The following is a 26428-nucleotide window of genomic DNA, read 5'->3' on the forward strand; positions in this document are numbered from 1 at the left end:
AGTTGCCGAAACGTGCGGGTGACCTCTCGAAAGCCGCGGCCGGTGCCTCAGAGCTGCGGGGCCGGTTCGCGGGCCGGATGGGCGGCGGCGAAGTAGGCGATGGTCTGCTTGATGCCCTCCTCCCAGGGCACGCGCGGCGTCCAGCCCAGCAGTTCACGGGCGAGGGTGGTGTCGGGGCGGCGGCGCTGCGGGTCGTCGACGGGGCGGTCCACGAACTCGATGCGGGAGGAGGAGCCGGTCAGTTCCACGATCCGGCGGGCGATGTCGCGGACCGGGACCTCGTCCGTGCCGCCGATGTTGACGGGGCGTACCGAGCGGCTCGCGGCGACCAGCAGGATGCCCTCGACGGTGTCGTCGACGTAGCACAGGGAGCGGGTCTGGCTGCCGTCGCCGGCCACGGTCAGCGGTTCGCCGGCCAGTGCCTGGCAGACGAAGGTGGGTACGGCGCGGCCGTCGTGGGCGCGCATGCGCGGGCCGTAGCTGTTGAACAGGCGGACGATTCCCGCGTCGGCGTCCTTGGCGCGCACATGGGCGGTGACCAGCGCCTCGGCGAACCGTTTGGACTCGTCGTACACGCTGCGCGGACCGACCGGGTTGACGTTGCCCCAGTAGTCCTCGCGCTGCGGGTGGACGAGGGGATCGCCGTACACCTCGGATGTCGAGGCGAGCAGGAAACGTGCCCCGTCGCGCTCGGCGAGGGCCAGCATGTTGCGGGTGCCGACGCTGCCGGCGTCGAGTGTCTCCAGGGGCAGGCGGAGGTAGTCGGCGGGTGAGGCGCAGCAGGCGAAGTGCAGGACCAGGTCGTACGGTCCCGCGAGCCGCCGCGGCGCGTCGGGCGCGCAGACGTCGCACTCGACGAACCGGAAGCCGGGGCGGCCGTCGAGGTGGGCGATGTTCTCGCGCGAACCGGACAGCAGATTGTCGACACAGTCGACTTCGACCCCTGCATTCAGCAGGTGCTCGCACAGGTGGCTGCCGAGGAAACCGGCTCCGCCGGTCACCACGGCCCGTCGCCAGGGGGCGCGCGTCGGCACTTCGTTCATGGAAGCTCCTTCGTCCGCGTCACGGGCCCCGCCGAACGCGCAGGGGCGCACGAGGCCGGCAGCCGGGCGCACCGCGCCCGGAGCGGGAAAGAAGACTGTGGGGAAAGTGAAAGAACCGGTCTTGGGGTCAGGGGTGTGGCAGTGCCACCGCTGTGGCCGCCGTGGTTCCGACGGCACTGACACGGGGTTCCCGTATGAGTAGTTTTCACACCTTGATGCCTATTGTGCGAAACCCCGGCGGTACACGCGATTCGTGTGAGTTCGCTGCGGCCGGGCACTCGGGGGCTGGAGGTGAAGGACATGGGACACGGTGGAAACGTCGTCGACGAACTGGTGACCGATCACCGGGAGGTCGAGGAGCTCTTCGGCAAGATCGAGGCGCTGCCGTCCGGTGACAAGAAGCGCAAGGTGTACGCCGACCAGGCCACGATGGAGCTGGTGAGGCACTCGGTGGCCGAGGAGGCCTATCTGTACCCGGCGGTGCGGGAGCACGTGGACGGCGGGGACGCCCTGGCCGACAAGGAGCTCGAGGACCACGCCAAGGCCGAGCAGATCATGAAGGATCTGGAGAGCTGTGACGCGGACCACCCCGACTTCGACCGGCTGATGACCTCGCTGATGAGCGAGATCCGCATGCACGTGGCGGACGAGGAGCAGAACCTCTTCCCCAGGCTGCGCGCGGCCTGCTCCGCGGACGCGCTGAACGAACTGGGGGACAAGGTCCGTCAGGCGAAGAAGACGGCGCCGACCCGGCCCCACCCGGCCGCCCCGGACAAGCCCCCGGCCAACAAGATGCTGGCACCGGGTGCCGGGCTGGTCGACCGGCTGCGCGACGCGCTGTCGGGGCGCGGCAAGATGGACTGACGTCCCGGCGTCCGGCCGGTCTTCGGCCGGTGCGGAGACGGGCCCGTCGCTTTGCGGCGGGCCTTTTCCACGCGTCTCCCGCGTGCCCCGCAGTCGGCTTCACCCCTTGAATCCAGCAGCGGGGCGTTTTTGTGAGCAAACGCACTCGGTGGGGCAAGTACCGTGCGACCCCGTGCAGTTGGCCCTTTCGCCGGCTGGACGCGGGTGGGCGGTGTCATCGACTCGGCCGTCCCGTCTGCCACCATGGTCGGCGCCGTGACCGACTCGGTGGAGCGGCCGCGCAGCGCAGCCGGCGCCCTTGAAATTCCGCCGGTCCCCACCGACTCCCGTCTGCCGAGTACCGCACTGTGCCTACCACCCCTGCCCTGCCCTCCCCTGCGCCGAGAACCGCCCCCGTGCCGCCCCGGAGCCCGTCGCGCTCCCCGTGGCGGTCGCTGAGACACCGGAGCATGCGCTGGTGGTCGGCCGCGAACTTCGTGTCCAACGCCGGTACGTGGATGCAGCTGACGGTGCAGAACCTGCTGGTGCTCCAGATCACCGGATCCGCCGCGGCGACCGGTCTGTCGATGTCCGTGCAGGCCGCTCCCGCGCTGTTCATGAGCCTGCTGGGCGGCGCGGCCGTCGACCGGTGGCCGCGGAAGCTGACGGTCGCCGTGAGCCAGGCCCTCCTCGGCGCGGTCGCCTTCACGACAGCCCTGCTCGTGGCGCTGGACCAGCTCGACATGACCGCCCTGCTGGTGCTGGCCGCCGTGACCGGCGTCATCGCCACCGTGGACGGACCGGCGTGCGCCCTGCTGGGCAACGACCTCGTACCGGCGGAGGACCTGCCCTCCGCCATCGGCGTGGGCGCGCTGGTGCACAGCTCGGGCCGGCTCGTCGGCACCGGCCTGGCGGGCCTGACGGTCGGCTTCCTCGGCACGGCCGCCGCGTACGCCGCCAACGGTCTGTCGTTCGTGTTCGTGGCGTCGGTCGTACCGTTCCTGCGCCCGAGGCAGGGCACGGCGACCCGCCCCACGGCCACCTCCGCACCCGCTGCCGCCGCGGACATGACCGTGCGCGAGGGCCTGTTCTTCTTCGCACGCCGGCCCCGCCTGGTCGCGCTCGCCGCCGTCACCGGGCTCAGCTCGGTCTTCGGCCGTAACTACGGGCTCACCCTGGCCGTGCTCGTCACCGGGCCGCTCGCGGGCGGCGCGGGGGCCTTCGGCACGGTGTCGACCGTCCTGGCGGTCGGCGGCATCCTCGGGGCGGTCCTCGGCGCCCGCATGCGCCGGCCGTCCGTCCGGCTGGTGGGCATGCTGGCGGCCTGTGGCGCCCTGCTCCAGGTGGCGGCCGGACTGTCCCCGTCGCTGGCCGTCCTGCTGGTACTGGTCCTGCCCATGGCCGTGGTGGAGTCCGTCTCCGACACCGCCGGCACGGCCGTCCTGCAGACCGACCCGCCCGCCCATCTGCGCGGTCGCGTCCTCGGTGTCTGGAGCAGCATCGGCACGCTCTGGAGCCTCGGCGGCCCGCCGGCCCTCGGCCTCCTCATGGAACACGCCGGCGCCCGGGGCGCCCTCATCACCGGCGGCCTCCTCGTCGCGGCCCCCATAGCCACCGGCCTGCTCCTCCGCACCCGCCGCACCCCGACCCCGGTCACTCTGCCGACCCGCGAGGGCGACGTCACGGGGAAGGCGGCCCTGGGGACGGCGGCCTGAGGGGCGCCTCCCGGGGATCTGCGGGCGGCGGCCCGGGCCTGCGGGGGCCGGTCAGGGACAGGCGCCTCGGGTCACGCCGCTACGGCCCGTCCCGGCCCGAGGCGGTGCAGGAGCTGGGCGTGGTGGAGGTCGGCGACGGGGGCGAGAAGGTCGGGGTGGCGCAGGAGGGCCGCGGCCCGGCGGTCGGCCTCGTCGGGGTCGATCAGGCGGCGGAACTCGACCGGAGTGCCGGTGGTGTGCTCCCCCTCGGTGAGCGCGGCCACCGCGAGGGAGGCCAGTCCGGGGTCGGTGAGCAGGCCGGCCGCCCAGCTGGCGACGACCTCGTCCACCCAGGTGCGCCAGGCCCACGTCTCCGGCGCGTCGGCGTCGGTGACCTCCGCGCCGGTGATCCAGTCCAGCGCGGCCGAGCCGCCGGGGCCCGCCATGCCGACGAGGGCGGCGTCCATGGCGGTGGGGTACCGCAGCCAGGCGGCGACCGTGACGGCCTGCCGCGCCTGCACCTCGCACAGGACGGAGGCCAGCGCACCTCCGCTGGGCGGGTAGGCGCGCGTCAGCCACTGGGTGGTCGCCGCTATGAGCGGGGAGAGGTCTGCGAGCACTGCGGGGCCGTCCGAGGTGATATCGGGGGAACTACCGGGGAGAGGGGACTCCTTGAAACGGTAGCCCGGCCGGGCCTCGACCGATGACGTGTTGTCGGCCACACCGGACGGCGAGCGGAGCACGCCGCGGCCGTCAGCCGGGTGACGTACCGTCCGGCACCCCGCCGCCCGCCGGCACCGGCGCCGGCTCGCGTTCCGGCAGGTGGTAGACGTGGAAGGCCCGCCCGATGACCGGCTGCGCCACGTTGCGCACCTTCACGCCCCCGCCGGTCATCCCGTGCTCCGTACCGGCGTGCGCGTGCCCGTGCACCGCGAGGTCGGCGCCGGCGGTGTCGATCGCCTCGGCCAGCAGGTAGCTGCCGAGGAAGGGATATATCTCCAGCGGCTCCCCGGCGAGGGTGTCCGGCACGGGCGAGAAGTGCGTCAGCGCGATCCGCGCGTCGCACCCCCACGCGTCCAGCTCCCGCAGGGAGTCCCGCAGCGCGTCGGCGCACCGCCGCGAGTACCGGACGAACTCCTTCATGAGCGGCTCGCCGAACTCCCCGGCGCACCGCCCCACGAAGCCGCCGCCGAACCCCTTGGTCCCGGCCACACCGATCCGGTACCCGTCACCGCCGGTCACGACGGCCGCCTGCCCTTCGAGCACATGGGCGCCCGCGTCCCGGAGGATGGCGGAGACCTCGTCGGGCCGGTCGTCGTGGTGGTCGTGGTTGCCCAGCACCGCGACGACCGGGACCCCGAGGTCCTTGATCTCCCGGGCGACCACCTGCGCCTCGTCCGGCGTGCCGTGCCGGGTGAGGTCCCCGGCCAGCAGCAGCACGTCGGCGCAATCGGGCAGCGTTTCGAACGAGGGCCGGAGCACTCCCTGGCTCTCGGGCCCCATGTGGATGTCTCCGACGGCCGCGACGCGGATCATGCGAGTTCCTCCGCCTCGCCGGGCGAGGAGGTCCCCGCGACACAGATGTCCGAGTGGACCGGGTGCCCCGCCAGCGCCTCTCGGGCCTGGCTGAGGATGTCGTCGCGGCACTGCGCGGACGGCACCGTGCCGGTCAGCAGGACGGCCTCGCCCCGGATCTCGGCGCGGACGCCCAGCTCGCCGAGGGGCCCGGCGGCCAGTCGCTCGGCGAGGTGGGCGACACGGTAGTCCAGGTGCTCGGCCACCGGAGCGCCAGGCGCGTGGACGGCGCCTTGCTCGGTCATGGCTGCTCCTCTTGCGGTTCGATGACGTGCAGGCGTTCGAGGAGGAAGAGGAAGGCCGCGGGCATCGGCTCGTCCCCGCAGCTCTTGCGTACGTCCTCCCAGTCGACCTTCTCGCGCAGCACGCGGGCCACGGGCAGCACCGAACCGAAGTCGCAGTGGTGCTCGGAGAAGGCGGTGATGAGGCTGCGCATGAGGTCGGTCGGCGCCAGGACCGGCATGTGCACCGAGTCGACCGGGATGTCCTGCGCCCGCTGCAGCAGGTCCGGGGTGACCGGCCGGTGCGCCAGCTCGAAGATGATGTCGACGTCCTGCCCGAAACAGGTCGCTTTCAGCAGCCAGTCCTCCGGCGGCGTACGGACACCGAGCCCGGCCTCGCGCAGCGTCTCGGCGACCGCGTCCGCGTCCTCGGGCAGGATGCAGAAGTCGGCGTCGTGCTGGAGGTGCCGGTTGCCGCCGTGGGCGTAGACGGCCACGCTTCCGGCCAGCGCGAAGGCGTGTCCCTTCTTCTTCAGGACGGCGCCCACCCGCTTGGCCGCCTCGAGGATCGCCTGGCTGCGGTCCTGGGGCAGTTCCCGTGCCTGCGGGTGCGGTACCGGCTCGGGCGGCGGCGGTTTCTGTTCGGACCCCTCCGCCGCCAGCCGGAGTTCCGCCCGTCGCCGGGCGAGCGTCACGTCCTCCCCGTTCTGCGTCATGACCACTCCAATCGCCGCGCCCGGCCATGCCCCGCGCAGCCCCGTCCGGCCCCGGGCGTCGGCCGGGTACTCCTAGTACCCGACTCACCCCCGTCAAACCGCGGAACGCCCCAGGCCCCGGGCGGTGTCCCCGGCTGTGCCCCCGGGTGGTGGACTGGCAGGTCCCCGTGCGGGGGAAGAACATGGCCCAGGGGCGCACGAGCACTCGGGAGGCACCATGACCAGCCCGTCGACCAGCCCATCGGCTCCCCGGGTGACGGGGCTGGAGATCCGCTCCATCGACTACGTTCCGCTGGACGAGCGGCACGGCAAGCTGTGGCACCTGGGGCCCCTGTGGTTCATGTCCAACGCGCAGATCGCCACGCTCGCGGTGGGACTGATCAGCATCACCGAGGGCGGCAACCTCATCTGGTCGCTCCTCGCGATCGTCGCCGGAACGGTGATCGGCACGTTCTTCATGGCGTTCCACTCGGCCCAGGGCCCGCAGCTGGGACTGCCCCAGATGATCCAGTCGCGGCCCCAGTTCGGCTACGTCGGCGCCCTGCTGGTCTGGCTCTTCGCCTATGTGCAGTACGCGGGGTTCAACGTCTTCAACACCATCCTCGCCGGAGACGCTCTGCACAGCACGCTGCACGGCGGCGTCAAGCTGTGGGTGGTCGTGGTCACCGCCGTCGCGTTCGTCATCGCGCTGGTGGGCTACGACATCATTCACAAGGCCGAGCGCGTACTGACGTACATCTTCCTCGTCATCTTCGGTGTCTTCACCGTGGGCGTCCTGGTCACCCTGCACTACCCGCCGGGCTCCTTCGACCTCGGCCGCTTCGCCTGGACACCGTTCCTCGCCCAGTTCGGCGTGGTCGCCGGCTACCAGATCAGCTGGGCCATCTACGTCTCGGACTACTCCCGCTACCTCCCGCCGGACGTCACCGTCCGCAAGACCTTCTACTGGACCTACTTCGGCTCCGCGCTGGGCGGCATCTGGCTGATGGTCCTCGGGACGCTGCTCGCCGCCTGGGCGGGCAAGGACTTCGAGACGATCCGCTCGATCAACGCGGCGGGCGACAAGGTGTTCAGCGGGTTCGGCGCGATCGTGCTGCTCTTCGCCACCCTCGGCCTGATCTCCGTCACCGCGCTGAACATGTACGGCGGCTCGCTCACCCTCATCAGCGCCATCGACTCCTTCCGGCGGGTGCGGCCGACCCTGGCCGTCCGGCTGGTGACCATCGGGCTGACCGCGGCCCTCTCCCTGGTCGGCGCGCTGGCCGCGACCTCGAACTTCCTGGAGAACTTCAACAACTTCCTGTTGCTGGTGCTCTACCTCTTCATCCCGTGGACCGCGGTGAACCTGACGGACTACTACGTGGTGCGCCGCGGGCACTACGCCATCGCCGAGATCTTCCACCCGCACGGCATCTACGGGCGCTGGGGCTGGCACGGGATCATCGCCTACCTGGTGGGCTTCGCGGTCATGGTGCCGTTCTTCTCCGTGGGCACCCTGTACGTCGGCCCGGTCGCCCACGCGCTCGACGGAGCCGACATCTCCCTCTTCGTCGGCCTTCCGGTCTCCGCGGTGCTCTACTGGCTGCTGACCCGTTCGATCGACGTGGCGGCGGAGACACGCCTGGCCGAGGCGGAGGCCCAGGAGCTGGAGCGGGCGGCGCACGAACACCGCGAACCGTGAAGACCGTGCGCAGCGGCCCGGAGGGGCATCACTCCGTGCGGTGCCGGTGGGCCGCCTTTTCCGTCTCTTCCCTTTCGGCCTCTTCCCTTTCCGTCTCTTCCATGCGCCGCTGTTCCTCCTCGCTCCAGGCGCGGGTGTCCCGGGGCGGCAGATAGGGTTCCGCGTTCTCCGGCAGCCCGCCGGCGACCGCACGCTGTCGGGCCAGTTCCGCGTCGAACTCGAGGCCGAGCAGGATCGCGATGTTGCTGATCCACAACCACACCAGGAAGACGATCACGCCGGCGAGCGTGCCGTAGGTCTTGTTGTACGAGGCGAAGTTCGCGACGTAGAAGGCGAACCCGGCCGAGGCGATCATCCAGATCACCAGCGCCAGCACGCTCCCCGGCGTGATCCACCGGAAACCGCGGCTCTTCACGTTCGGCGTCGCCCAGTACAGCAGCGCGATCATGATCGTGACCAGCACGACCAGCACCGGCCACTTGGCGACCGACCACGCCGTCAGGGCCGTGTCGCCGATCCCCAGCGCCGCACCGGCCTGGCGGGCGATGCCGCCGGTGAACACCACGATCAGGGCGCTGATCACCGCCAGCACCAGCAGCACCACCGTCACGCCGACCCGGACGGGCAGGACCTTCCACACCGGGCGGCCCTCGGGGATGTCGTACACGGCGTTGGCCGAGCGGATGAACGCCCCGATGTAGCCGGAGGCCGACCAGACCGCCAGCAGGATGCCCGCGACCGCCATGATCGACCCGATGCCGCCCCGGCCCTGCAACTCGTGCACCGCGTTGCCGATGATGTTCCGGGCCGAGCCGGGGGCCAGTTTCCTGATGTTGTCCATGACCTGCTGGGTCGCCGACTGCCCGGCGATGCCCAGCAGGGAGACGAGTACCAGCAGCGCCGGGAACAGCGACAGCACGCCGTAGTAGGTCAGTGCCGCGGCCCGGTCGGTGAGCTCGTCGTCCTGGAACTCCTTCACCGTGCCCTTCAGTACCGCCAGCCAGGACCGCTTCGGCAGTTGCGCCGGCTCCTCCGGCTCAGTCGTTTGAGATGTCCGTGTCATACCTCCGGGGTAACCCGACCGGCCCGGGACATGCCGATCTTGAGGGTCCTCACACTGTCTTGAGGTGACCGGGCCGGATAGGGTGAAAGAGGTGTGCCGGGAAGTCTGGTCGGCCGGGAGTCACAGGGGCTCCCGTGAGGCCCCAGGGGGACGGCATGCGCAGCGTAGGGACGGTTCTCGCACTGGTCGTCCTGGGCACCGTCGTGGCGACCTTCGCCCGCCGGTGGCGTATCCCCGCGCCCTCCCTGCTCGTCGTCGCCGGTCTCGCCGTCGCCCTGCTGCCGGGCACCCCGCAGATCGAGATCAGCCCCGAGATCATCGGCCTCGTCGTCCTGCCGCCCCTGCTGTACGCCAGTGCCGAGGAGCTGCCCTGGCGCGAGCTGAAGGCGGTCTGGAAACCGGTCGGCGTCCTCGCCATCGGCCTGGTGCTGGCGTCGGCCGCGGCGGTCGGCGCGGTCGCCTCGCTGGTCACCCCGCTGTCCTGGCGGATGGCCTTCGTGCTGGGCGCGGTCCTGGCCAGCACCGATCCGGTGGCGGTGACCGCGCTGGGCCGGCGCCTCGCGCTGCCGCCGAGGGTGCAGATGCTGGTGCAGGCGGAGAGCCTGTTCAACGACGCGACCTCATTGGTGCTCTTCCGCGTGGCGGTGAGCATCGCCGTGGCGTCGGCGGCGGCCGACTGGGGCGCGGCGGGCGGTGAGTTCGCGGTGCTCGCCGGCGGCGGCACGCTCATCGGGGCCGCGGTGGCGGGCGTGGTCACGTTGATCCGGCGGCGTACCGAGGACCCGGTCCTCGAGACGGTGATCGCCCTGGTGACGCCGTACGCGGCCTACGTCCTCGCGGAGGCCGCGCACACCTCCGGCGTCACCTCGGTCGTGGTCGCGGGCGTCGTCCTGGGCGGGAGCGGCGACCGGCTCACCAACGCGCGCATCCGCCTCCAGCTGCACGCCGTGTACGGCACCGTGGTGTTCCTGCTGGAGAGCGTGGTGTTCTCCCTCATCGGGCTGGCGCTGCCCGCACAGGTCCGCACGCTGTCCGACGGCGACCGGGCGTGGCCGCTGTACGCGCTGGCGGTGGCGGGCACGCTGATCGCCGTACGGCTGCTGTGGCTGGCGCCGCTGTCCGCGGTCGTCCAGCGCAAGGGCGGCATGAAGCGCATGAACTGGCGGGTGCCGCTCGTGCTGACCTGGGCGGGCACCCGCGGGGTCGTACCGCTGGCGGCCGCCCTGTCCGTCCCGGAGACCACCAAGCACGGCGCCGCCCTCGCGGACCGTTCGCTCGTCCTGGTCCTGACCACCTCCGTCGTGGTCGTCACCCTGGTCGTGCAGGGCTTCACCCTGGCCCCGGTCGTCCGCCGCTCCGGCATCGCCCTGGAGCCCGACCACACGGAGCGGGAGGAGGCCGCGGCCCGCTGCAGGCTGGCGGACGCGGGCATCCGGCGCCTGGAGGAGCTCTCCGCGGTGGAGGCCGCTCCGGCCGTGGTCCTCGACCGGCTGCGCCGCGGCCTGACCGCACGCCTCGACGACGCCCGCGACCGCCTGGCCGACAGCGACGGCACCGGCGCCGTTCCCGCCGATTCGGCCGACCTCGTCTACCGTCGGCTGCGCAGGGACCTGATCGCCGTGGAGGCGGCGGAACTGCAGCGCCTGTACGACGAGCACGCGATCAGCGACACGACCCGCAGGCGGCTCCAGCGGTCCCTGGACCTGGAAGAGGCGAGGCTGGCGGACCTCTGAGGGCGGCCCCCTGCGGCCCAGTCCGCACCCGCCGGCTCGGAGCCTGTCCCTCCTGACGTACCGCCGGCAGGCACGCGGCCTGTCTCAACGGAAGATTGACGCCGTCGGGCGCTGGTACCGGGTGATGTGCATGACCGGTGTCGACTACTTCTCCACCCTCGGCTACCAGCCGGGTATCGCCGCCCTGGCGGCCGGCCTGCTGTCACCCGTCGCACCGTCGTGCTGGTGATCGTCACCGGGACATGTCCCACCGCCGTATCCGCTTCATCGCCAACGAGCCCGGGCGGCGCGACAAGGCGGAGTACCGCGACAAGATCGAACAGATGCGCAACGACAACGAGGTCCCCGAAGCCGAGGACTTCGTCTTCGTGGAGGTCACGGTCACCGACCCCTCCGAGTTCGAGGCCGGCCTGACGGTGCGCGGCGAGGTCCTGCACGACCGCTACCGCGTCCTGACCCTGGAGTCGTCCTCGATCCCCAACGCGCTGCGGCCCTGCTCCTGCACGTGCGGGACAAGACCCGGTGCATCCCGCACCTCTACTCCGTAAGAGTGGTCCGCCGCCGCGTAAGAGGACCGTCAGCGGCAGGTGCTCACGCCCCGCGCCCGCCTACCGTCGACCGTTGTGCGCGGCAGCAGTCCACACGACTCGGCCGGCGACCGCCACTGGCGCGGCAGCGCCCGGCTCGCGGCCGTCTGCGCCTTCGCGTTCGCCGCCCTGACCCTGCTCGTCGACTGGGACGCCGGCACCCTGACGGCGGCCCGCGCCCTGCTGTGGACCACCCTGTCCGCCGCGCTCTTCGCCGTCCTGCTGCCGCAGCGCGTCAGCGCGGGCCCCGGCCGGCTGACCGTGAGCGGCCGCCTGCGCCGGCAGGCGGTACGGACCGACGCGCTGACATCCGCATGGCACTACGGTGACGTCGGCACCCGCCTCGTTTTGCGGGACATCTACGGTCACCGTCTGGCACTCGACCCCCGCGTGCTCGCCGCCGACCCCCTCCTCTGGCACGAACTCGACGCCGGCGCCCGCCGCGCCCGTGAGCGCGGGACACTCCGGCAGGGAACGGAGGTCCTGGAACGCCTGGGCCACCGGATCGACGACGAGACGGCACGGGCCGTGCTGCGGGCATCGGGGCTGTACTGAGGCCTCAGCACGCGGCGGCTGGTGCCGGCCGGTGGTGACGCGGCGTCATGCCGCGAACGTGGCGACGTCCAGCGCCGGCAGGACGACCGCCTTGGCCGACTCGCAGGCCACGTACCGCAGGTGCGCGCGCGAACGGCCGGGTGTTCCGCACCCGCGAGGACCCGATCGGACCGCCGGTTGGGAACGGGGCGGATCACCGCGACCCGCACCGCCGGCGATCCCGCGGCCAGGCCCGTCAGGACCGCCACCGGAGCCGGAGGCGTGCCGACGGCGACAGCCGTGACCACGGCGGCCGCCAGGAGGTATCGACTAGGTTGAGCGCCCGGAAGACGAGCCGGCCGATGCCGCGTCCGACGCGCACGCTCACGTCGGGGGCCCGGAACCTCAGCGGCGCCTCCAGGAAGGAGACTGCGAGCACCATCCCGAGCCGGACGAACGTGACCGCAGCGGCTACGGCAGCCGGCCTGGTCGCCATGCGATTGCCCCCTCGTTCCGCTCTCTTCCCGCCCGTCCGGGACATCAAATACGCATGCTAGATTCTAATTTACGCAGCGGTGGACCAGAGCCACGGAGGAGGTCGGCACCGGATGACGGGTGAAGACAGCGCCCCCCGCCACCCGGCCGGCGACGCGCCGGGCCCGCGGATCCTGTGCGACACCGGGGCACTCACCGAGCCCGGTGACGGGTCGGCCGGCGCGCTGTGGCGACTGGCGGAACCCGGACGCCAACTCGACGCCAACATCGTCCGCCTCCCGCCCGCCCGGCGGGTCGACACCCACACGGAGCCGGACCTCGACGTCCTCCTGCTGGTCGTCGCCGGCGCGGGCACGCTGATCTCCCCCGACGGCCCCCAGCCCCTGGCCGAGGGAAGCATGGCCTGGCTGCCGCACGGCAGCAGCCGCGGCCTGATGGCGGGCGCGGACGGCATGTCGTACCTGACCGTCCACCGGCGCCGGCCCGGGATGCGGATCCAGTCCGCCGGCATCGGCACGCGGCACGTCTCCCCCGCGCCCCCTCGCTGACCCGCGCGGTGCTCCCGCTCAGGGCGCACACTTGAATTCGCTGGTCCAGCCGCACCGGCCAGGAGGAGTCATGCCGCTGTCCAGTACCCTCCCCCCGCGTCGCCGTCGCTCCGCTCCCGCCCGCCTCCCGTACCCGGCCCAGGTGCGGGCGCTGCTCGCGGTCCTGGACGAGGCGGTGACCGCCCAGCGGTTCGCCGACGAGGCGGTGGGCGCCTGCGGTGAGCCGGGTCCGGTGCCGGGCCGGGCCGCCCAGGACTGCCGGCGGGCCGGCTCGGCCTTCCATCGGCTGCGGGCACGGCTGGAGGAGCTGCCGCTCACCGACGCCGGCCTGGTGGAGGTCCAGGCGTACGCCGGGCGGCTGCTGGCATACGACCAGTGGATGCTGCGCCAGTCGCTCGACCTCGCCTTCCGCGCGCACCCGGACCCGCGCACCGAGGCGGCCCGGCTGAGGATCAACGGCCTGGGCAGGCCCGCGGACGATCTGCGGCGGTTGCGCGACGCCCTGCGACAGACTGGGGCCGGCCCGGTCCCGGCGGCCCCGGCATGAGCCGTCCGGCGGCGAGACCACGAGGCAAGGAGCCCGTTGTGGAGTTCGATGTGATCGTGGAGATCCCCCAGGGATCCCGCAACAAGTACGAGATGGACCACCGATTGCACCGCATCCGCCTGGACCGGATGCTGTTCACCTCCACCCAGTACCCCGCCGACTACGGCTACATCGACGGCACCCTGGGGGGTGACGACGACCCGCTCGACGCCCTCGTCCTGACCGGTGAGCCCACCTTCCCGGGTTGCACCGTCGAATGCCGGGCCGTCGGCATGTTCTGCATGAGGGACGAACACGGCCCGGACGAGAAGATCCTGTGCGTGCCCGCCCACGACCCGCGCTGGGCGGGCGTGCAGGACATCGGTGACATCCCGGAGTTCGACCGGCTGGAGATCACCCACTTCTTCGAGGTCTACAAGGATCTCGAACCCGGCAAGTCCGTCGAGGGCTCGCACTGGGAGGGCCGCGACGCGGCGTACGCGGAGATCGACACCTCCCGCCGGCGCGCCGCCGACGCCCGGCGCTGATCGCCGGCCGAGCCCGCCCGGGGTGCGGCTCGGGCCCAGGCGGCCACCGGCACGAGCGATGCCGGAACAGGTCCGTCCCGTCGGACGTGTCGACGCGCAGCTGGTAGTCGTAATGGCGCAGGTAACGGCCGGGACAGTTGTACGACGCGAGGCGGACCGAGCCGCCGGCCGTGCCGGTGCGGGCTACGAAGGTGGCGTCCCTGGCGGCCGCGGCCGCAGCCCAGCAGTCCGGGCAGTTCGCCCAGGAGGACCGCCGAGGCGGGCAGGACGGCCGACGCGCGCAGGAGGGTGCACGGGACGGGGCGGGCGGTGGTGTGGTCACGGGCACAGCTGTCCTATGTGTCGAACACGGTTCGAGAAGGCGGTCAGAAGGCAGGGGCGAGGCAGGTGCACGCCAATGGTCCCGACGTGGCTGGACGCCACCCGGGGAAAAGCTGTCCGTCGCGCCCCGCGGACGTTACCGTTCGGTAGACGACGTGCTCCCGGAGGTGTCCCGCAATGACGCTCGACCGTGCCGCAGGCCTGGCGGAGTCCGCTCGCGCGCTGGCCGACGGGGAGGTGACCTCCCGGGCGCTCGTCGAGGCGGCCCTGGCGCGGATCGAGGCCACCCAGGGGACGCTGAACGCCTTCCGTATCGTCCGGGCCGAGGCCGCGCTCGCCGAGGCGGACGCCGCCGACCGGGAGCTGGCCACCGGAGCGCGGCGTCCGCTGCTCGGGGTGCCCGTCGCGGTGAAGGACGACATGGACGTGGCGGGTGAGCCCACCGCGTTCGGCTGCCGGGGCACGTTCCCGCCGGTACCCGAGGACGGCGAGGCGGTACGGCGGCTGCGGGCGGCCGGGGCCGTGATCGTCGGCAAGACGAACACCTGCGAGTTCGGGCAGTGGCCGTTCACCGAGGGACCCGCGTTCGGCGAGACCCGGAACCCGTGGAACACCGACCACACGCCGGGCGGGTCGTCCGGGGGTTCGGCCGCCGCCGTCGCGGCCGGTCTGGTCCCGGCCGCGCTCGGCTCCGACGGCGCCGGGTCGGTGCGGATCCCGGCCTCCTGGACCCACCTGGTCGGCGTCAAACCGCAGCGCGGCCGCATCTCCACCTGGCCGCGCGGCGAGTCCTTCCAGGGCATCACGGTCAACGGCACGCTGGCCCGTACGGTCGCCGACGCCGCCCTGCTGCTGGACGCGGCGAGCGGCAACCACCCGCAGGACCCGCACCGCCCGCCGGCCGTCGACGCCACCGCCGCGGTCCGGCGCGACCCCGGCCGGCTGCGCGTCGCGCTCTCCCTCAAACCGCCGTTCACCGCCGTGCCCGCCCGTCTCCAGCCGGAGGTACGGGCCCGGGTCGTGGAACTCGCCGAGAAGCTGGCCGCCTTGGGACACGGTGTCGAGGAGGCCGACCCGCCCTACGGGCAGATCGGGCTGACCTTCGTCCCGCGCGCCACGGCCGGCATCGCCGAGCGGGTCCTCGAGGCGCCCGAGCCCACGCTGCTCGACCGGCGCACCCACGGCGCCGCCCGTCTGGGCCGGCTGCTCGGCGGGGCCCCGCTCAGGGTGGCCCGGCGCGCCGAGGCGGTGATGCACCGCAGGATCGGCGCGTTCTTCGCGTCGTACGACGTCGTCCTCGCGCCCACGACGGCCGCTCCCCCGCCCCGGATCGGCGCGTTCCACGACCTCGGCGGACTGGCCACCGACCGCGCCATGATCGCCGCCTGCCCCTACGCCTGGCCGTGGAACGTCCTGGGCTGGCCCGGCGTCAACGTCCCGGCCGGTTTCCTCGACGGCGGTCTGCCGGTCGGCGCCCAGCTGCTGGGCCCGGCGGGCAGCGAGCCGCTGCTGCTCTCCCTCGCCGCCCAGCTGGAGGCGGAGCTGCGGTGGTACGAGCTGTGGCCGCCGGAGCCGAGCGCCGCCGCCGTCGAGGCGGTGTGAGACAACCGCGTCGCGGCGTGACACATGGGTGTTACCGGCAGCCGTTCTCTGTCGACATCGTGTCAAGACGGAGCGAACGGGGCGCGGGGTGTCGCAGTCGATCAAGGAATCATGGCGTACGCCTTCTCGGCGCGGACGGTCGGCTCGGGTGGTTCGGGGGGCATCTTCGGGCCCTGCATGGTGGTGGGCGCCGGGGTCGGCGCGGCGCCGTGGCGGCTGGCGGAGCCGCTCGGGCTCGCCCCCGGCAGTCCGCTGGTCGCCTTGGCGGCGGGCACGGCCGCCTTCCTGGGCGCGGTGGCCCACGCCCCGCTGGGCGTGCTGGTGATGGCCGCGGAGATGCTGGGGGACGCCTCGCTGCTCGGCCCGGGCATCCTGGCGGTGCTGTGCGCACGGGCGGTCACCGGGGGCGTGACGCTGTACCGCAGCCAGCCGGACCGTATCGAGGACGGGCCGGCCCCCGTCGAGTTGCTGCCGCCCGGCCGCATCAGGCCGGCGGAGCGCCGCACCACGGTCACACTGGTACGGCGCGAGCCGGCACCCGGCGCGGACCCGGTGGCGGTCAACTCGACGGACCGGACGTCCCGCTGAATTGCCGGCCCGGCCCCCGTGCCGCCGTGAGGACCTACCCTGTGACCATGGACGACGCGTCGATGGTCGGGCTCATGGGGCGGGTCACCGGGACGATCGGGCCCGGGCTGGTCGGCGAGGTGATCGTCCGGGTGCGGGGCGGGGCGGAGCACTTCCTCGCGTACGCGGCCGACGGCGGCGGCCGGATCGAGCCGGGCACGGTGGTGATGGTGGTCGAGTACCTGCCGCCGAGGACGGTGTACGTGGCTGCCGCGTACGACAGTTGAGCATGCTCCGCCGCAGGTGAGGGTCTTACGCGTCAAGATTGCGACAAGGATCCGCCAGTGTCTTCTCCCTGGAGTCGCCAAGGAGCACACTCCCTTCGTTCGGTGCCGAGAGGGCACCATGCAAAGGGGGCGTATGCCGATGGTTGTCGGCGTCGTTGCGGGGGCGGCAGTCGCTGCCGTTCTCGTACTGATCGGTCTGTTCAAGATGATGTGGCGGGTCGCCGAACCGAACGAGGCGCTCATCATCTCCGGTTCCAAGCACCGCACCGAGGGCCTCGAGGAGGGCATGGGTTTCCGCATCGTCACCGGGCGCGGCACGCTGGTGCTGCCCGGTGTGCAGGCGGTGCGCAAGCTCTCCCTGGACCTGAACGAGACCGAACTGCACGTGGACTGCGTGACCCACCAGGGCATCCCGCTGAAGGTGCGGGGCGTGGTCATCTTCAAGGTGGGCGACGACTTCGTGTCGATCGCCAACGCGGCGCGCCGTTTCCTGGACCAGCAGAAGCTGATGGCGGAGCGGGTGCACAACGTCTTCGCCGGTCATCTCCGCTCCATCGTGGGCGGTCTGACGGTCGAGGACATGATCCGCGACCGGGAGAAGCTGACCGGGCAGACCCGGGCGGCCTGCGGTACGGAGATGGAGAAACTCGGTCTGATCGTCGACTCGCTGCAGATCCACGAGATCGAGGACCCGACCGGCTACATCCAGAACCTGGCGATGCCGCACGCGGCGGCCGTGCAACGGGACGCGCGCATCGCCCAGGCTGAGGCGAATCGTCTCGCCACGGAGGCGGAGCAGCAGTCGTTCGCCCGGATGGCAGAGGCCACCCGGGACAGCGAGATCCTCCAGGCCGGTTACCAGGCCGAGCGGGACAAGGCGGGGGCGAAGGCCCGGCAGGCCGGTCCGCTGGCCGACGCGGCCGCCCGGCAGGAGGTCGTCGTCCAGGAGACGCGGGTCGCCGAGCTGGAGGCGCACCGGCGCGAGCAGCAGCTCCAGGCGGACGTCCGCAAGCCCGCCGACGCCAAGGCGTACGAGAAGCGCACGCTGGCCGAGGCCGAGCGGGACGCCCGCATCTCGGCGGCGCAGGCCAAGGCGAAGGAGACGGAACTCGCGGCGGCGGCCGAGGCGACCCGGGTCAAGACGGCCGCGGGCGCCGAGGCCGAGGCGACGAAGACCCGGGGTGCGGCCACCGCGGCGGCGACCCGGGCCACCGGTGAGGCCGAGGCGGCCGCGGCGCAGGCGAAGGGGCTGGCCGAGGCCGAGGCGACGAAGGCCCAGGGTCTCGCCGAGGCGGAGGCGATCAAGGCCCGCGCCGCCGCCCTCGCCGAGAACCAGGAGGCGGTCGTCGCCCAGCAACTCGCCGAGAACTGGCCGGAGATCGTCCGGGCGGGCGCGTCCGCCTTCGGCAACGTCGACAACATGGTGCTGCTCAACGGGGCCGACGGCATGGCCGAGTTGTTCGCCAAGGCGCTCACGCTGGGCGGCACCGGTCTGGGGCTGGCCCGCCAGTTGCTCGCCTCGATGAACACCAACGGGCAGAGCCCGGCGGCGACTTCGTCCCTCAACGGGGCCGTGACGCCTCCTCCGGCGCAGAAGGTGCCGGTGGAGGGCGACGGGAGGTAGGCCCGGGGCCGGGTCACGGGGACCGGGGCGACGCACGCGGTCAGCGTGCGTCGCCTTCTTCGTCGCCTGCTGCGTTGAGGCGCCGGAGCAGGTCCAGCAGGGTGGCGCGGTCCGCGCCGGACAGGGCGGAGAAGCACGCGGCGAGCACATCGTCGGCGACCGAGTGGCCGGCGGCCAGGATCCGCTCGCCGGCCGGCGTGAGATGGTGCTCGATGCGCCGGCCGTGCCCCGGCCGGCGTTCGACCAGGTCCCGTGCGGCCAGTCGGCCCACGAGCGCGCCGAAGGCCTGCTCGCTCTGGAAGGTGGCCGCGGCCAGCTCGCGCGCCGACGCGCCGGGCGAGCGGTCGATCGCGCGCAGCGCGTCCCACTGGGCGAGGGTGGTGCCGACGGCGGCGAGGGCGCTGTCGAGGGCCCGGTGCTGCCGGTACTGAGCCTGTTTGACCGCCCGGCCGAGAAGTTGCAGGTCATGGCGCATGAACCGAGCCTACCCGACGACTAAGCTAGTTTATACAAATAGATTTAGTTACAGTCGCGGCATGCTGACCGACCAGAGCGCACACGTGTACGCCGACCTGCCCCTCACCCTCGCCGAAGCCGGAACCGGCCGGCCTGTTCTCGTCCTGCACGGCGGCGGGGGCCGGGCCACCGTCGCCGGCCTCGCCGACCGGCTGTCCGCGACCGCGCGCACCCTCACGCCCGTACACCCGGGCTGGGACGGCACCCCTCGCCCCGACTGGCTGACCGGCATCGACGACCTCGCCCTCGCCTACCTTCACCTGCTCCACGACCGCGGACTGGACGACGTCCTGGTCGTCGGATCCTCGCTCGGCGGCTGGATCGGCGCCGAGATGGCCGTACGGGACACGGCGGGGCTGATCAGCGGCCTCGTCCTGATCGACGCCGTCGGCGTGCACGTCCCTTCCGAGCCGATCACGGACTTCTTCGCACTCGACGCCCGCGGTGTCGCGGAGCACTCCTGGCACGACCCGGACCGCTTCCACGTCGACGCCGCCGATGTCCCCGCCGACGAACTCACGCGCCGCCAGGGCAACATGGCGACCATGCGGCTCCTGGCCGCGGACCCGTACATGCACGACCCCAAACTCCTGCGCCGGCTGGCCCGTGTCCGGCAACCCGCCCTGCTGGTGTGGGGCGCGAGCGACCGCGTCGTCACCCCCGCCTACGGAGCCGCCTACGCGGCCGCGTTCCACCGGGGGCGACTCGAGGTCGTCCCCGGGGCGGGTCACCTCCCGCAGCTCGAACAGCCCGATGCCACCTTCGCCCTGATAGAGACCCACCTGCGCCGGACGAGTGCGCACGCCGTGTCCGACGCCCCGTAAGGTGCCCCCCGTGACCGCGTTTACCGATGAGAACGTCCCCGGCCGCCACGGGCCCCGCGCCACCACCGAGGCCGACCCCCGCGAGGTGGGCCGGGTGCGCACCGAGTACTCCCCCGCGCACGACGGCGACCCGGATCCCGGGGAGATCGTGTGGACCTGGGTGCCCTTCGAGGAGAACGACGGGCGGGGCAAGGACCGCCCCGTGCTGGTCGTGGCCCGGGAGGCCGCGGGGACGTTCCTCGCCGTGCAGCTGTCCAGCAAGCGGCACGACGGGGACCGGGAGTGGGTGCCGATCGGCAGCGGGCCCTGGGACCGGTCGGGGCGCGACTCGTGGGTCGACGTGGACCGGGTTCTGCGCCTCCACGAGGAGGGCATGCGCCGGGAGGCGTGCGCACTGGACCGGATGCGGTTCAACCTGGTGGTGCACCGGCTGCGGGAGCGCTACGGCTGGAAGTGAGGCGCCGGGAACGCCCGTACGAAGGCCGCTCGGACCGCGGCTCCCGGCGTACGGTCCAGCACACCGAACACCACATGCTCGAAGACTTGTGCGAACCGCCCGCCGGGTCCCAACAGCGCCCGGAAGGCACCCGCCACCTGCGCCGGGTCGTTCTGGAACACCCCGCAGCCCCAGGCGCCCAGCACCAGTCGCCGGTAGCCGTGGGCGGCGGCGGTCTCCAGGACCCGTTCCGCCCGGATCGCCAGGGCCTGCGGGAGGCCGGCCGCGCGGTCCGCGGCCGTACGGCGGACGACGCCCGCGTTGGGGGCCGCCGCGGTGAGGAAGCCGGCGGTGTACGGCTCCTCCAGCAGCGCGCCCCGGTCGTCACGGAAGACCGGCACGGCCGGCGCGTGGATGACCCGGTCGCTGTAGCACGGGTCGGGGTGGGTGCGGTGGTGGTCGTAGAAGGCGCGGGCCCGCAGCAGGCAGGTGTGCAGGGCCGAGGCACGGCACAGGGCCTCTTCCTGGGCCTGGGCGCCGTTGAGGTAGCCGCCGCCGGGGTTTCTGGCGGAGGCGAAGTTCAGGACCGCCACCGGGGCGAAGGCGAGCCGCCGGGCCGCCTCCAGGCTGCTCTCGCCGGTGACCTCGATCAGCGTGCCGGCCCCGGCGGCCGGGACCGGCACGGGGACCGGACCGGGGCCGTACAGCCGCGTACCGGCCCGGGCGGCCTCGATCGCCGCCGCGAGCGGAACCTCGCGGCCGCCGGGTGTGCGGTACGCGCCCGCCGCCACGATCTCCTCGGTCTGCCGGGCGATGCCGCGCAGGCGCGCGCTCATGGCACCACCCCCGTCGGTGCCATGACCGCGACCCGCGCGGTCTCCCCCGTCGTGCTCATGAACGCATCGTGAGCGATGCTGGTCCTGCGGTGCAACAGAGTTTCCCAGCCATGGGAAAGAGAGGCTCCGGCACCCGATTGTCATGGATTGCACCCTTGTACGAATCGGCGTGAGGGTCTTGGGTGGGACGGACAACGCCGTCCCGGCCCACCCCGGCCGGGCCGGTGGCATGGTGGAATCTCAGGAGGATCCCGACATGTCCGATTCGGTAAGTGACTGTGGCGGCTGTACGGAGCACCGCACCGCCGTCACCGAGGCCGAAGTGGAGGCCCTGGTCAGGGGCATCTGCTTCAAGACCGGACCGCCCCGCTCGCTCGGGGTCGAAGTGGAATGGCTCGTCCACGAGCTGCGGCTGCCGCAGCTCCCGGTGACACCCGAACGACTCGAAGCGGCCTATGCCGCACTGCGCACCGTCCCCCTGAGGTCGGCGCTCACCGTCGAACCCGGCGGCCAGCTGGAGCTGAGCTCGCCACCCGCCGCCTCCCTGATGGAGTGCGTGGACACCGTCTCCGCCGACCTGGACGCCGTCCGCGCGGTCCTCGCCGAGGACGGCCTCGGTCTCGTCGGCGTCGGCCACGATCCCTGGCACGCGCCCCGCAGGTTCCTGCACCAGCCGCGCTACGACGCCATGGAGGCATGCCTGGACCGCACGGGCCCGGCCGGCCGGCACATGATGTGCACCTCGGCCTCGGTCCAGGTGTGCGTCGACGCCGGTTACGAGGAGCCGGGCCCGCTCGGCCACGGGCGGCGCTGGTGGCTGGCGCACACGCTGGGCGCAGTCCTGGTGGCCTCGTTCGCCAACTCCCCGCTGGTCGGGCGGAAGCCCACGGGCTGGCTGTCCACCCGGCAGCTGCTGTGGACGGAGATCGGCGCGGACCGCGCGGGCGCGCCTCCGCTGGACGCCGAGCCGCGCACCGCGTGGGCCCGGCACGTCCTGGACGCGCCGGTGATGTGCGTACGGCGGGACGGCGCCCCCTGGGAGGTGCCCGAGGGGCTCACCTTCCGGGAGTGGACCCGCAACGGCACGCCTCGGCCGCCGACCCGCGCCGACCTCGACTACCACCTCACGACGCTGTTCCCGCCGGTCAGACCGCGCGGCCATCTGGAGCTGCGCATGATCGACGCGCAGCCCGGCGACGACGGATGGATCGTGCCGCTCGCGGTGACGGCCGCCCTCTTCGACGACCCGGAGGCCGCCGAGACCGCGTACCGCACCGTGAAGCCGCTGGCCGAGCGGGCGCTGGCGCTGCCGGCGCCGCACAACCCGCTGTGGACCGACGCGGCCCGGTACGCGCTGGCCGACCCCGAGCTGCGGGAGGCCGCCGTCGCCTGTTTCGCGACAGCCCTGGAGGCCCTGCCCCGGCTCGGCGCCACGAGCGAGGTCACGGACGCCGTCGCGGCGTACCTCGACCGCTACGTCGTCCAGGGCCGCTGCCCCGCCGACGACCTGCTGGACCGCATGCGCGGCACGGACCGCACCCACGGGAAGGACATCCGCCCATGACCACTCCCGAAGCCGACCCCATGACCGCCCCCGAGCTCGACCGCGAGGCCCTCCGCAGGCGGGCGCTGGCCTCCCTGACCACCGCGCGCGACCGGACCACCCTGCTGACCACCTGCGTGGACGAGCCCGACCTGACCGCCCAGCACTCACCGCTGATGTCCCCGCTGGTGTGGGACCTCGCCCACATCGGCAACCAGGAGGAGCTGTGGCTGCTGCGGGCGGTCGGCGGCCGGGAGCCGATGCGGCCCGAGATCGACGGCCTGTACGACGCCTTCGAGCACCCGCGCGCGGAACGGCCCTCGCTGCCGCTGCTGCCGCCCGGCGAGGCCCGCACATACGCGGCGGAGGTACGCGGCCGCGCCCTGGACCTGCTGGAGAGCCACGCCTTGCACGGCACGCGGCTGACCGAGGCGGGCTTCGCCTTCGGCATGATCGCCCAGCACGAACAGCAGCACGACGAGACGATGCTCATCACCCATCAGCTGCGCACGGGCCCGCAGGCCCTGACCGCGCCCGACCCGGACCCCGTGCCGCCGTTCACCGGACCGGCCGAAGTTCTCGTCCCCGGCGGCCCGTTCACCATGGGCACCTCCACCGAGCCGTGGGCGCTGGACAACGAACGCCCCGCGCACCGCGTCGAGGTGGCCCCCTTCCGCATCGACACCACACCGGTGACGAACGCCGCGTACCAGGCGTTCATCGAGGACGGCGGCTACGACACCGAGCGCTGGTGGACGCCGGACGGCTGGGCGCACATACGCCGGCACGGCATCACGGCCCCCCAGTTCTGGCGGCACGACGCCGGCCAGTGGCTGCGGCGCCGCTTCGGCGTCACCGAGGTCGTCCCACCCGACGAGCCGGTGCTGCACGTGTGCTGGTACGAGGCCGATGCCTACGCCCGCTGGGCCGGGCGCCGGCTGCCCACCGAGGCCGAGTGGGAGAAGGCGGCCCGGTACGACCCCGGCACCGGCCGCTCGACGCGCTACCCGTGGGGCGACGCCGACCCGGCGCCCGAGCACGCCAACCTGGGCCAGCGGCATCTGCGGCCCGCGCCCGTCGGCAGCTATCCGGCGGGTGAGTCGCCGCTGGGCGTACGGCAGTTGATCGGCGACGTGTGGGAGTGGACGGCGAGCGACTTCCTGCCGTACCCGGGGTTCACCGCCTTCCCGTACAAGGAGTACTCGCAGGTGTTCTTCGGGCCCGAGCACAAGGTGCTGCGCGGCGGTTCGTTCGCCGTGGACCCGGTGGCCTGCCGGGGCACGTTCCGCAACTGGGACTACCCGGTCCGGCGGCAGATCTTCTCCGGTTTCCGCACCGCCCGCTCGGAGGACGTCTGATGTGCCGTCACCTGGCGTACCTGGGGCCCGCGGAGCCGCTCGGCCGGGTGATCGTGGAGCCCCCGCACGGCCTGTACCGCCAGTCGTGGGCGCCACGGCGGCAGCGGTACGGCACGGTCAACGCCGATGGTTTCGGGGTGGGTTGGTACGCCTCCGAGGACCCGGTGCCGGCCCGTTACCGGCGGGCCGGGCCCATCTGGGCGGACCAGTCCTTCGCCGACCTGGCCCGGGTCGTGCGCACGGGCGCGCTGCTCGCAGCGGTGCGTGACGCGACACTGGCGGGCGCGGACGCGGAGGCCGCGGCGGCGCCGTTCGCGGCGGGCCGGTGGCTGTTCAGCCACAACGGCGCCGTCGCGGGCTGGCCGCAGTCGGCAGCGCCGCTCGCCCCGGCCCTGCCCCCGGTGGACCTGCTGTCCCTGGAGGCACGCACCGACTCCGCGTTCGTCTGGGCACTGGTCCTGCACCTGCTGCACTCCGGAGAAGACCCGGGCCGCGCCATGACGGAGACGGTTCTGCAGGTCGCCGAGGCGGCCCCCGCCTCCCGGCTCAACCTGCTGCTCACCGACGGCGAGACCGTCACCGCCACCGCCTGGGGCGACACCCTCTGGTACCTCGCGGAGCCCGGCCGCGCCGTCGTGGCCTCCGAGCCCTACGACGACGACCCGCGCTGGCAGGAGGTCCCCGACCACACGCTGCTCGCGGCGGACCGCGCCGGTGTGCGGCTGACTCCGCTGAAGGACCTGGCCCCCGTACCGCCGAAGGAGCCCTGCACGTGAGCCCCCTGCACGTCACCCGCACCCTCCCGGAGGACGCGACGGACGCCGCGCTGCGCGCCGATGTCCTGCGCGGCCTCACCGCCACCCCCAAGACGCTGCCGCCGAAGTGGTTCTACGACGCCCGGGGCAGCGAGCTGTTCGAGAAGATCACCGAACTGCCGGAGTACTACCCGACGCGCGCCGAGCGCGAGATCCTCGCCACCCGAGCCGGTGAGATCGCGGCGGCTGCCCGCGCCCGTACCCTGGTCGAACTGGGTTCCGGCTCCTCCGAGAAGACGCGGTATCTCATCGACGCCTTCCCCGACCTGCACACGTACGTCCCGGTCGACGTCAGCGAGAGCGCGCTCACCCAGGCCGGGAAGTCCCTCATCGAGGAACGGCCGGGGCTCGCCGTGCACGCCCTGATCGCCGACTTCACCGCCCGGCTGGCCCTGCCGGACACACCCGGGCCCCGGCTGCTCGCCTTCCTGGGCGGCACGATCGGCAATCTGCTGCCCGCCGAACGGGCCGGGTTCCTGGCCTCGGTGCGCGGGCTGCTGTCGCCGGGAGACGGCCTGCTGCTGGGCACGGACCTGGTCAAGGACGAACGGGTCCTGGTCCGGGCGTACGACGACGCGGCCGGAGTGACGGCCGAGTTCAACAAGAACGTCCTGGCCGTCGTCAACCGCGGGCTGGGCGCCGACTTCGATCCCGATGCCTTCGACCACGTCGCGTCGTGGGACGCGGAGAACGAGTGGATCGAGATGCGGCTGCGCTCCCTCACGCAGCAGACCGTGAAGATCCCGGCGCTCGGCCTCGCCGTCGACTTCGCGGCGGGCGAGGAACTGCGCACGGAGGTGTCGGCGAAGTTCCGCAGGGAGGGAGTGCGGACCGAACTGTCCGCGGCCGGCCTGGAGTTGACCCACTGGTGGACGGACGGCGAGGGCCGCTTCGCGCTGTCACTGAGCGTCGCGCGCTGAGAGAGGGCTCACCGCCGGCCGGCGTCCACGGCGCCGGCCGGCGGTGAGTGTCCTCGCCCTCGGCCGGCCGCCGTCGCGGCCGAGGGCGACGGGCTCGGGGCGGCCGCGGCCGTCCGCATGCGTAGGTCGTTCTTCTCACCCCTGCTGCCTCGCGTTCCGCCGCGGTCTGAGGCACGGTGGAGTGACGCATGGCATACGCGTCACGGTGGAGAGGAACACTCGCATGTCGAACCACACCTACCGGGTCACCGAGATCGTCGGCACCTCCCCCGAGGGCGTCGACCAGGCCATCCGCAATGGCATCGCGCGCGCCGGCCAGACCCTGCGCAATCTGGACTGGTTCGAGGTGACGCAGGTCAGGGGCCAGCTCGAGAACGGCGAGATCGGGCACTGGCAGGTCGGTCTGAAGGTGGGCTTCCGCATCGAGGACGAGAGCTGACCGCTTGCCCCTCCTCAGGTGCGCCCCTCCCGCTCCTGGGCGTCCGCCAGCGCGGCCGACCGCTCGGCCCAGCGGGCCCGTACGACGGTGAAGCCGGCCCGTTCGGCGTCGTCGCACACCAGTTCGTCGTCGTCCACGAGGACCCGGACCTCCCGGTCGCGGGCCAGGCGGCGCAGGATCTCGAGCTTGGTGTGCCGCGCGGGCCTGCGGTCGGCGTTGCGCCGCATGTGGACGCGCCCCTCGGGCAGGCCGTGCGCGGCGAGCCAGTCGAGCGTGTCGCGCCGGCAGCGCTCGGGCCGCCCGGTGAGGTAGACGACCTCGCACTCCTCGGCGCTGCTCCGGGCCAGCGCCACGCCCTCGGCGAGCGGCGGGTCCGCCGGCGCGGCGGCGAAGAAGGCGTCCCAGTCCCGCGGCCTGACCTCCAGGAACCGCTGCCGGTGCGCCGTGTCGGCGAGGGTGTTGTCGAGGTCGAACACGGCGAGCGGCCGGTTGCTGCTGTCTGTCACACGCCCAGCCTAATCAGCCCCCGGTAC

Annotated in this window: 28 protein-coding genes and 3 pseudogenes; 20 read left to right on the forward strand and 11 right to left on the reverse strand. The window is 72.9% G+C overall.

Annotation, left to right across the window (positions count from 1 at the left end):
* Window positions 1-47: 47 nt before the first annotated feature.
* On the reverse strand, window positions 48-1043 hold the full coding sequence (locus ACIBBH_RS06325) for an NAD-dependent epimerase/dehydratase family protein (protein WP_399402455.1): 996 nt from the start codon (window positions 1041-1043) through the stop codon (window positions 48-50).
* A 300-nt stretch (window positions 1044-1343) separates the two neighbouring features.
* On the opposite strand from ACIBBH_RS06325, the gene ACIBBH_RS06330 reads away from it, so the two are divergent.
* Both ACIBBH_RS06330 and ACIBBH_RS06335 read left to right on the forward strand, forming a co-directional pair.
* Window positions 1344-1907 (forward strand): hemerythrin domain-containing protein, encoded by a 564-nt coding sequence (locus ACIBBH_RS06330; RefSeq protein ID WP_399402457.1) that lies wholly within the window; start codon window positions 1344-1346, stop codon window positions 1905-1907.
* 449 nt (window positions 1908-2356) lie between these two features.
* Window positions 2357-3601: an MFS transporter gene (locus ACIBBH_RS06335; RefSeq protein WP_399402459.1), complete on the forward strand. Its 1245-nt coding sequence runs from the start codon at window positions 2357-2359 to the stop codon at window positions 3599-3601.
* Between the two features lie 71 nt (window positions 3602-3672).
* On the opposite strand, the gene ACIBBH_RS06340 is transcribed toward ACIBBH_RS06335, so the two are convergent.
* From ACIBBH_RS06340 to ACIBBH_RS06355, 4 genes are all read right to left on the reverse strand, one after another.
* Window positions 3673-4200 carry a hypothetical protein gene (locus ACIBBH_RS06340; RefSeq protein WP_399402727.1) on the reverse strand — a complete coding sequence of 176 codons (528 nt, stop codon included), beginning with the start codon at window positions 4198-4200 and terminating at the stop codon, window positions 3673-3675.
* 133 nt (window positions 4201-4333) lie between these two features.
* Window positions 4334-5116 (reverse strand): metallophosphoesterase, encoded by a 783-nt coding sequence (locus ACIBBH_RS06345; RefSeq protein ID WP_399402461.1) that lies wholly within the window; start codon window positions 5114-5116, stop codon window positions 4334-4336.
* On the reverse strand, window positions 5113-5400 hold the full coding sequence (locus ACIBBH_RS06350) for a BON domain-containing protein (protein WP_399402463.1): 288 nt from the start codon (window positions 5398-5400) through the stop codon (window positions 5113-5115). The genes ACIBBH_RS06345 and ACIBBH_RS06350 overlap by 4 nt, the downstream gene beginning before the upstream one ends.
* On the reverse strand, window positions 5397-6092 hold the full coding sequence (locus tag ACIBBH_RS06355; RefSeq protein WP_399402465.1) for a nucleotidyltransferase family protein: 696 nt from the start codon (window positions 6090-6092) through the stop codon (window positions 5397-5399). The genes ACIBBH_RS06350 and ACIBBH_RS06355 overlap by 4 nt, the downstream gene beginning before the upstream one ends.
* Window positions 6093-6309: 217 nt before the next feature.
* Between ACIBBH_RS06355 and ACIBBH_RS06360 the strand changes: the two genes are divergently transcribed.
* Window positions 6310-7773: a purine-cytosine permease family protein gene (locus ACIBBH_RS06360; RefSeq protein ID WP_399402467.1), complete on the forward strand. Its 1464-nt coding sequence runs from the start codon at window positions 6310-6312 to the stop codon at window positions 7771-7773.
* 28 nt (window positions 7774-7801) lie between these two features.
* Here ACIBBH_RS06360 and ACIBBH_RS06365 read toward each other — a convergent pair whose 3' ends face one another.
* Window positions 7802-8836 (reverse strand): YihY/virulence factor BrkB family protein, encoded by a 1035-nt coding sequence (locus ACIBBH_RS06365; protein ID WP_399402469.1) that lies wholly within the window; start codon window positions 8834-8836, stop codon window positions 7802-7804.
* Between the two features lie 155 nt (window positions 8837-8991).
* Here ACIBBH_RS06365 and ACIBBH_RS06370 point away from each other — a divergent pair, with 155 nt between their 5' ends.
* The 3 genes and pseudogenes from ACIBBH_RS06370 (at window position 8992) to ACIBBH_RS06380 (ending at window position 11711) form a co-directional block, all read left to right on the forward strand.
* Window positions 8992-10569 (forward strand): Na+/H+ antiporter, encoded by a 1578-nt coding sequence (locus ACIBBH_RS06370; protein ID WP_399402471.1) that lies wholly within the window; start codon window positions 8992-8994, stop codon window positions 10567-10569.
* Between the two features lie 236 nt (window positions 10570-10805).
* Window positions 10806-11110 (forward strand): annotated as a pseudogene (locus ACIBBH_RS06375) (amino acid transporter); the annotation flags it as partial.
* A gap of 82 nt (window positions 11111-11192) precedes the next feature.
* The gene (locus tag ACIBBH_RS06380) at window positions 11193-11711 is read left to right on the forward strand and encodes a hypothetical protein (RefSeq protein WP_399402473.1); all 519 of its coding nucleotides are present in this window, start codon (window positions 11193-11195) and stop codon (window positions 11709-11711) included.
* A gap of 45 nt (window positions 11712-11756) precedes the next feature.
* Here the strand turns inward: ACIBBH_RS06380 and ACIBBH_RS06385 are convergent.
* Window positions 11757-12186, reverse strand: a pseudogene (locus ACIBBH_RS06385) (hypothetical protein).
* A 112-nt stretch (window positions 12187-12298) separates the two neighbouring features.
* Between ACIBBH_RS06385 and ACIBBH_RS06390 the strand changes: the two are divergent.
* The 3 genes from ACIBBH_RS06390 (at window position 12299) to ACIBBH_RS06400 (ending at window position 13807) form a co-directional block, all read left to right on the forward strand.
* Entirely contained in the window at window positions 12299-12733 is a 435-nt protein-coding gene (locus ACIBBH_RS06390) for a hypothetical protein (RefSeq protein ID WP_399402475.1), read from the forward strand.
* 70 nt (window positions 12734-12803) lie between these two features.
* Complete coding sequence (locus ACIBBH_RS06395; RefSeq protein WP_399402477.1) at window positions 12804-13280, forward strand: hypothetical protein; 477 nt, start codon at window positions 12804-12806, stop codon at window positions 13278-13280.
* 38 nt (window positions 13281-13318) lie between these two features.
* The gene (locus ACIBBH_RS06400; protein WP_399402479.1) at window positions 13319-13807 is read left to right on the forward strand and encodes an inorganic diphosphatase; all 489 of its coding nucleotides are present in this window, start codon (window positions 13319-13321) and stop codon (window positions 13805-13807) included.
* Between the two features lie 32 nt (window positions 13808-13839).
* On the opposite strand, the pseudogene ACIBBH_RS06405 reads toward ACIBBH_RS06400, so the two are convergent.
* Window positions 13840-14012, reverse strand: a pseudogene (locus tag ACIBBH_RS06405) (AbfB domain-containing protein); the annotation flags it as partial.
* Window positions 14013-14305: 293 nt separating this feature from the next.
* Between ACIBBH_RS06405 and ACIBBH_RS06410 the strand changes: the two are divergent.
* The 4 genes from ACIBBH_RS06410 to ACIBBH_RS06425 all read left to right on the forward strand — a co-directional run bounded on the left by ACIBBH_RS06410 (window position 14306) and on the right by ACIBBH_RS06425 (window position 18208).
* The gene (locus ACIBBH_RS06410) at window positions 14306-15730 is read left to right on the forward strand and encodes an amidase (protein ID WP_399402481.1); all 1425 of its coding nucleotides are present in this window, start codon (window positions 14306-14308) and stop codon (window positions 15728-15730) included.
* A 111-nt stretch (window positions 15731-15841) separates the two neighbouring features.
* Complete coding sequence (locus tag ACIBBH_RS06415) at window positions 15842-16318, forward strand: chloride channel protein (protein WP_399402483.1); 477 nt, start codon at window positions 15842-15844, stop codon at window positions 16316-16318.
* 47 nt (window positions 16319-16365) lie between these two features.
* Window positions 16366-16584 (forward strand): hypothetical protein, encoded by a 219-nt coding sequence (locus ACIBBH_RS06420; protein WP_399402485.1) that lies wholly within the window; start codon window positions 16366-16368, stop codon window positions 16582-16584.
* A 133-nt stretch (window positions 16585-16717) separates the two neighbouring features.
* Window positions 16718-18208 carry an SPFH domain-containing protein gene (locus ACIBBH_RS06425; RefSeq protein ID WP_399402487.1) on the forward strand — a complete coding sequence of 497 codons (1491 nt, stop codon included), beginning with the start codon at window positions 16718-16720 and terminating at the stop codon, window positions 18206-18208.
* Between the two features lie 40 nt (window positions 18209-18248).
* Here the strand turns inward: ACIBBH_RS06425 and ACIBBH_RS06430 are convergent, their stop codons facing one another.
* Window positions 18249-18683, reverse strand: a complete 435-nt coding sequence (locus ACIBBH_RS06430; RefSeq protein WP_399402489.1) for a MarR family winged helix-turn-helix transcriptional regulator — start codon at window positions 18681-18683, stop codon at window positions 18249-18251.
* 61 nt (window positions 18684-18744) lie between these two features.
* Here ACIBBH_RS06430 and ACIBBH_RS06435 point away from each other — a divergent pair, with 61 nt between their 5' ends.
* Entirely contained in the window at window positions 18745-19548 is an 804-nt protein-coding gene (locus ACIBBH_RS06435; RefSeq protein WP_399402491.1) for an alpha/beta fold hydrolase, read from the forward strand.
* Between the two features lie 10 nt (window positions 19549-19558).
* Window positions 19559-20005: a type II toxin-antitoxin system PemK/MazF family toxin gene (locus tag ACIBBH_RS06440; RefSeq protein WP_399402493.1), complete on the forward strand. Its 447-nt coding sequence runs from the start codon at window positions 19559-19561 to the stop codon at window positions 20003-20005.
* On the opposite strand, the gene ACIBBH_RS06445 is transcribed toward ACIBBH_RS06440, so the two are convergent.
* Window positions 19990-20820 carry a TIGR02452 family protein gene (locus ACIBBH_RS06445; RefSeq protein WP_399402495.1) on the reverse strand — a complete coding sequence of 277 codons (831 nt, stop codon included), beginning with the start codon at window positions 20818-20820 and terminating at the stop codon, window positions 19990-19992. The two genes, ACIBBH_RS06440 and ACIBBH_RS06445, sit on opposite strands and share 16 nt — an antisense overlap.
* Window positions 20821-21076: 256 nt before the next feature.
* Here ACIBBH_RS06445 and egtA point away from each other — a divergent pair, with 256 nt between their 5' ends.
* The 5 genes from egtA (at window position 21077) to ACIBBH_RS06470 (ending at window position 25895) form a co-directional block, all read left to right on the forward strand.
* Entirely contained in the window at window positions 21077-22384 is a 1308-nt protein-coding gene (gene egtA / locus ACIBBH_RS06450; RefSeq protein ID WP_399402497.1) for an ergothioneine biosynthesis glutamate--cysteine ligase EgtA, read from the forward strand.
* Window positions 22381-23721: an ergothioneine biosynthesis protein EgtB gene (gene egtB, locus ACIBBH_RS06455; protein WP_399402499.1), complete on the forward strand. Its 1341-nt coding sequence runs from the start codon at window positions 22381-22383 to the stop codon at window positions 23719-23721. Before egtA ends, egtB begins: the two co-directional genes overlap by 4 nt.
* Entirely contained in the window at window positions 23721-24497 is a 777-nt protein-coding gene (gene egtC / locus ACIBBH_RS06460; RefSeq protein WP_399402501.1) for an ergothioneine biosynthesis protein EgtC, read from the forward strand. The genes egtB and egtC overlap by 1 nt, the downstream gene beginning before the upstream one ends.
* Complete coding sequence (gene egtD / locus ACIBBH_RS06465; RefSeq protein ID WP_399402502.1) at window positions 24494-25456, forward strand: L-histidine N(alpha)-methyltransferase; 963 nt, start codon at window positions 24494-24496, stop codon at window positions 25454-25456. The genes egtC and egtD overlap by 4 nt, the downstream gene beginning before the upstream one ends.
* 223 nt (window positions 25457-25679) lie before the next feature.
* The gene (locus ACIBBH_RS06470; RefSeq protein ID WP_399402504.1) at window positions 25680-25895 is read left to right on the forward strand and encodes a dodecin; all 216 of its coding nucleotides are present in this window, start codon (window positions 25680-25682) and stop codon (window positions 25893-25895) included.
* Window positions 25896-25909: 14 nt separating this feature from the next.
* Here the strand turns inward: ACIBBH_RS06470 and ACIBBH_RS06475 are convergent, their stop codons facing one another.
* Complete coding sequence (locus ACIBBH_RS06475; RefSeq protein ID WP_399402506.1) at window positions 25910-26401, reverse strand: hypothetical protein; 492 nt, start codon at window positions 26399-26401, stop codon at window positions 25910-25912.
* Between the last annotated feature and the right edge of the window lie 27 nt (window positions 26402-26428).

The organism is Streptomyces sp. NPDC051636, assembly GCF_044453765.1.
Lineage (GTDB): Bacteria > Actinomycetota > Actinomycetes > Streptomycetales > Streptomycetaceae > Streptomyces.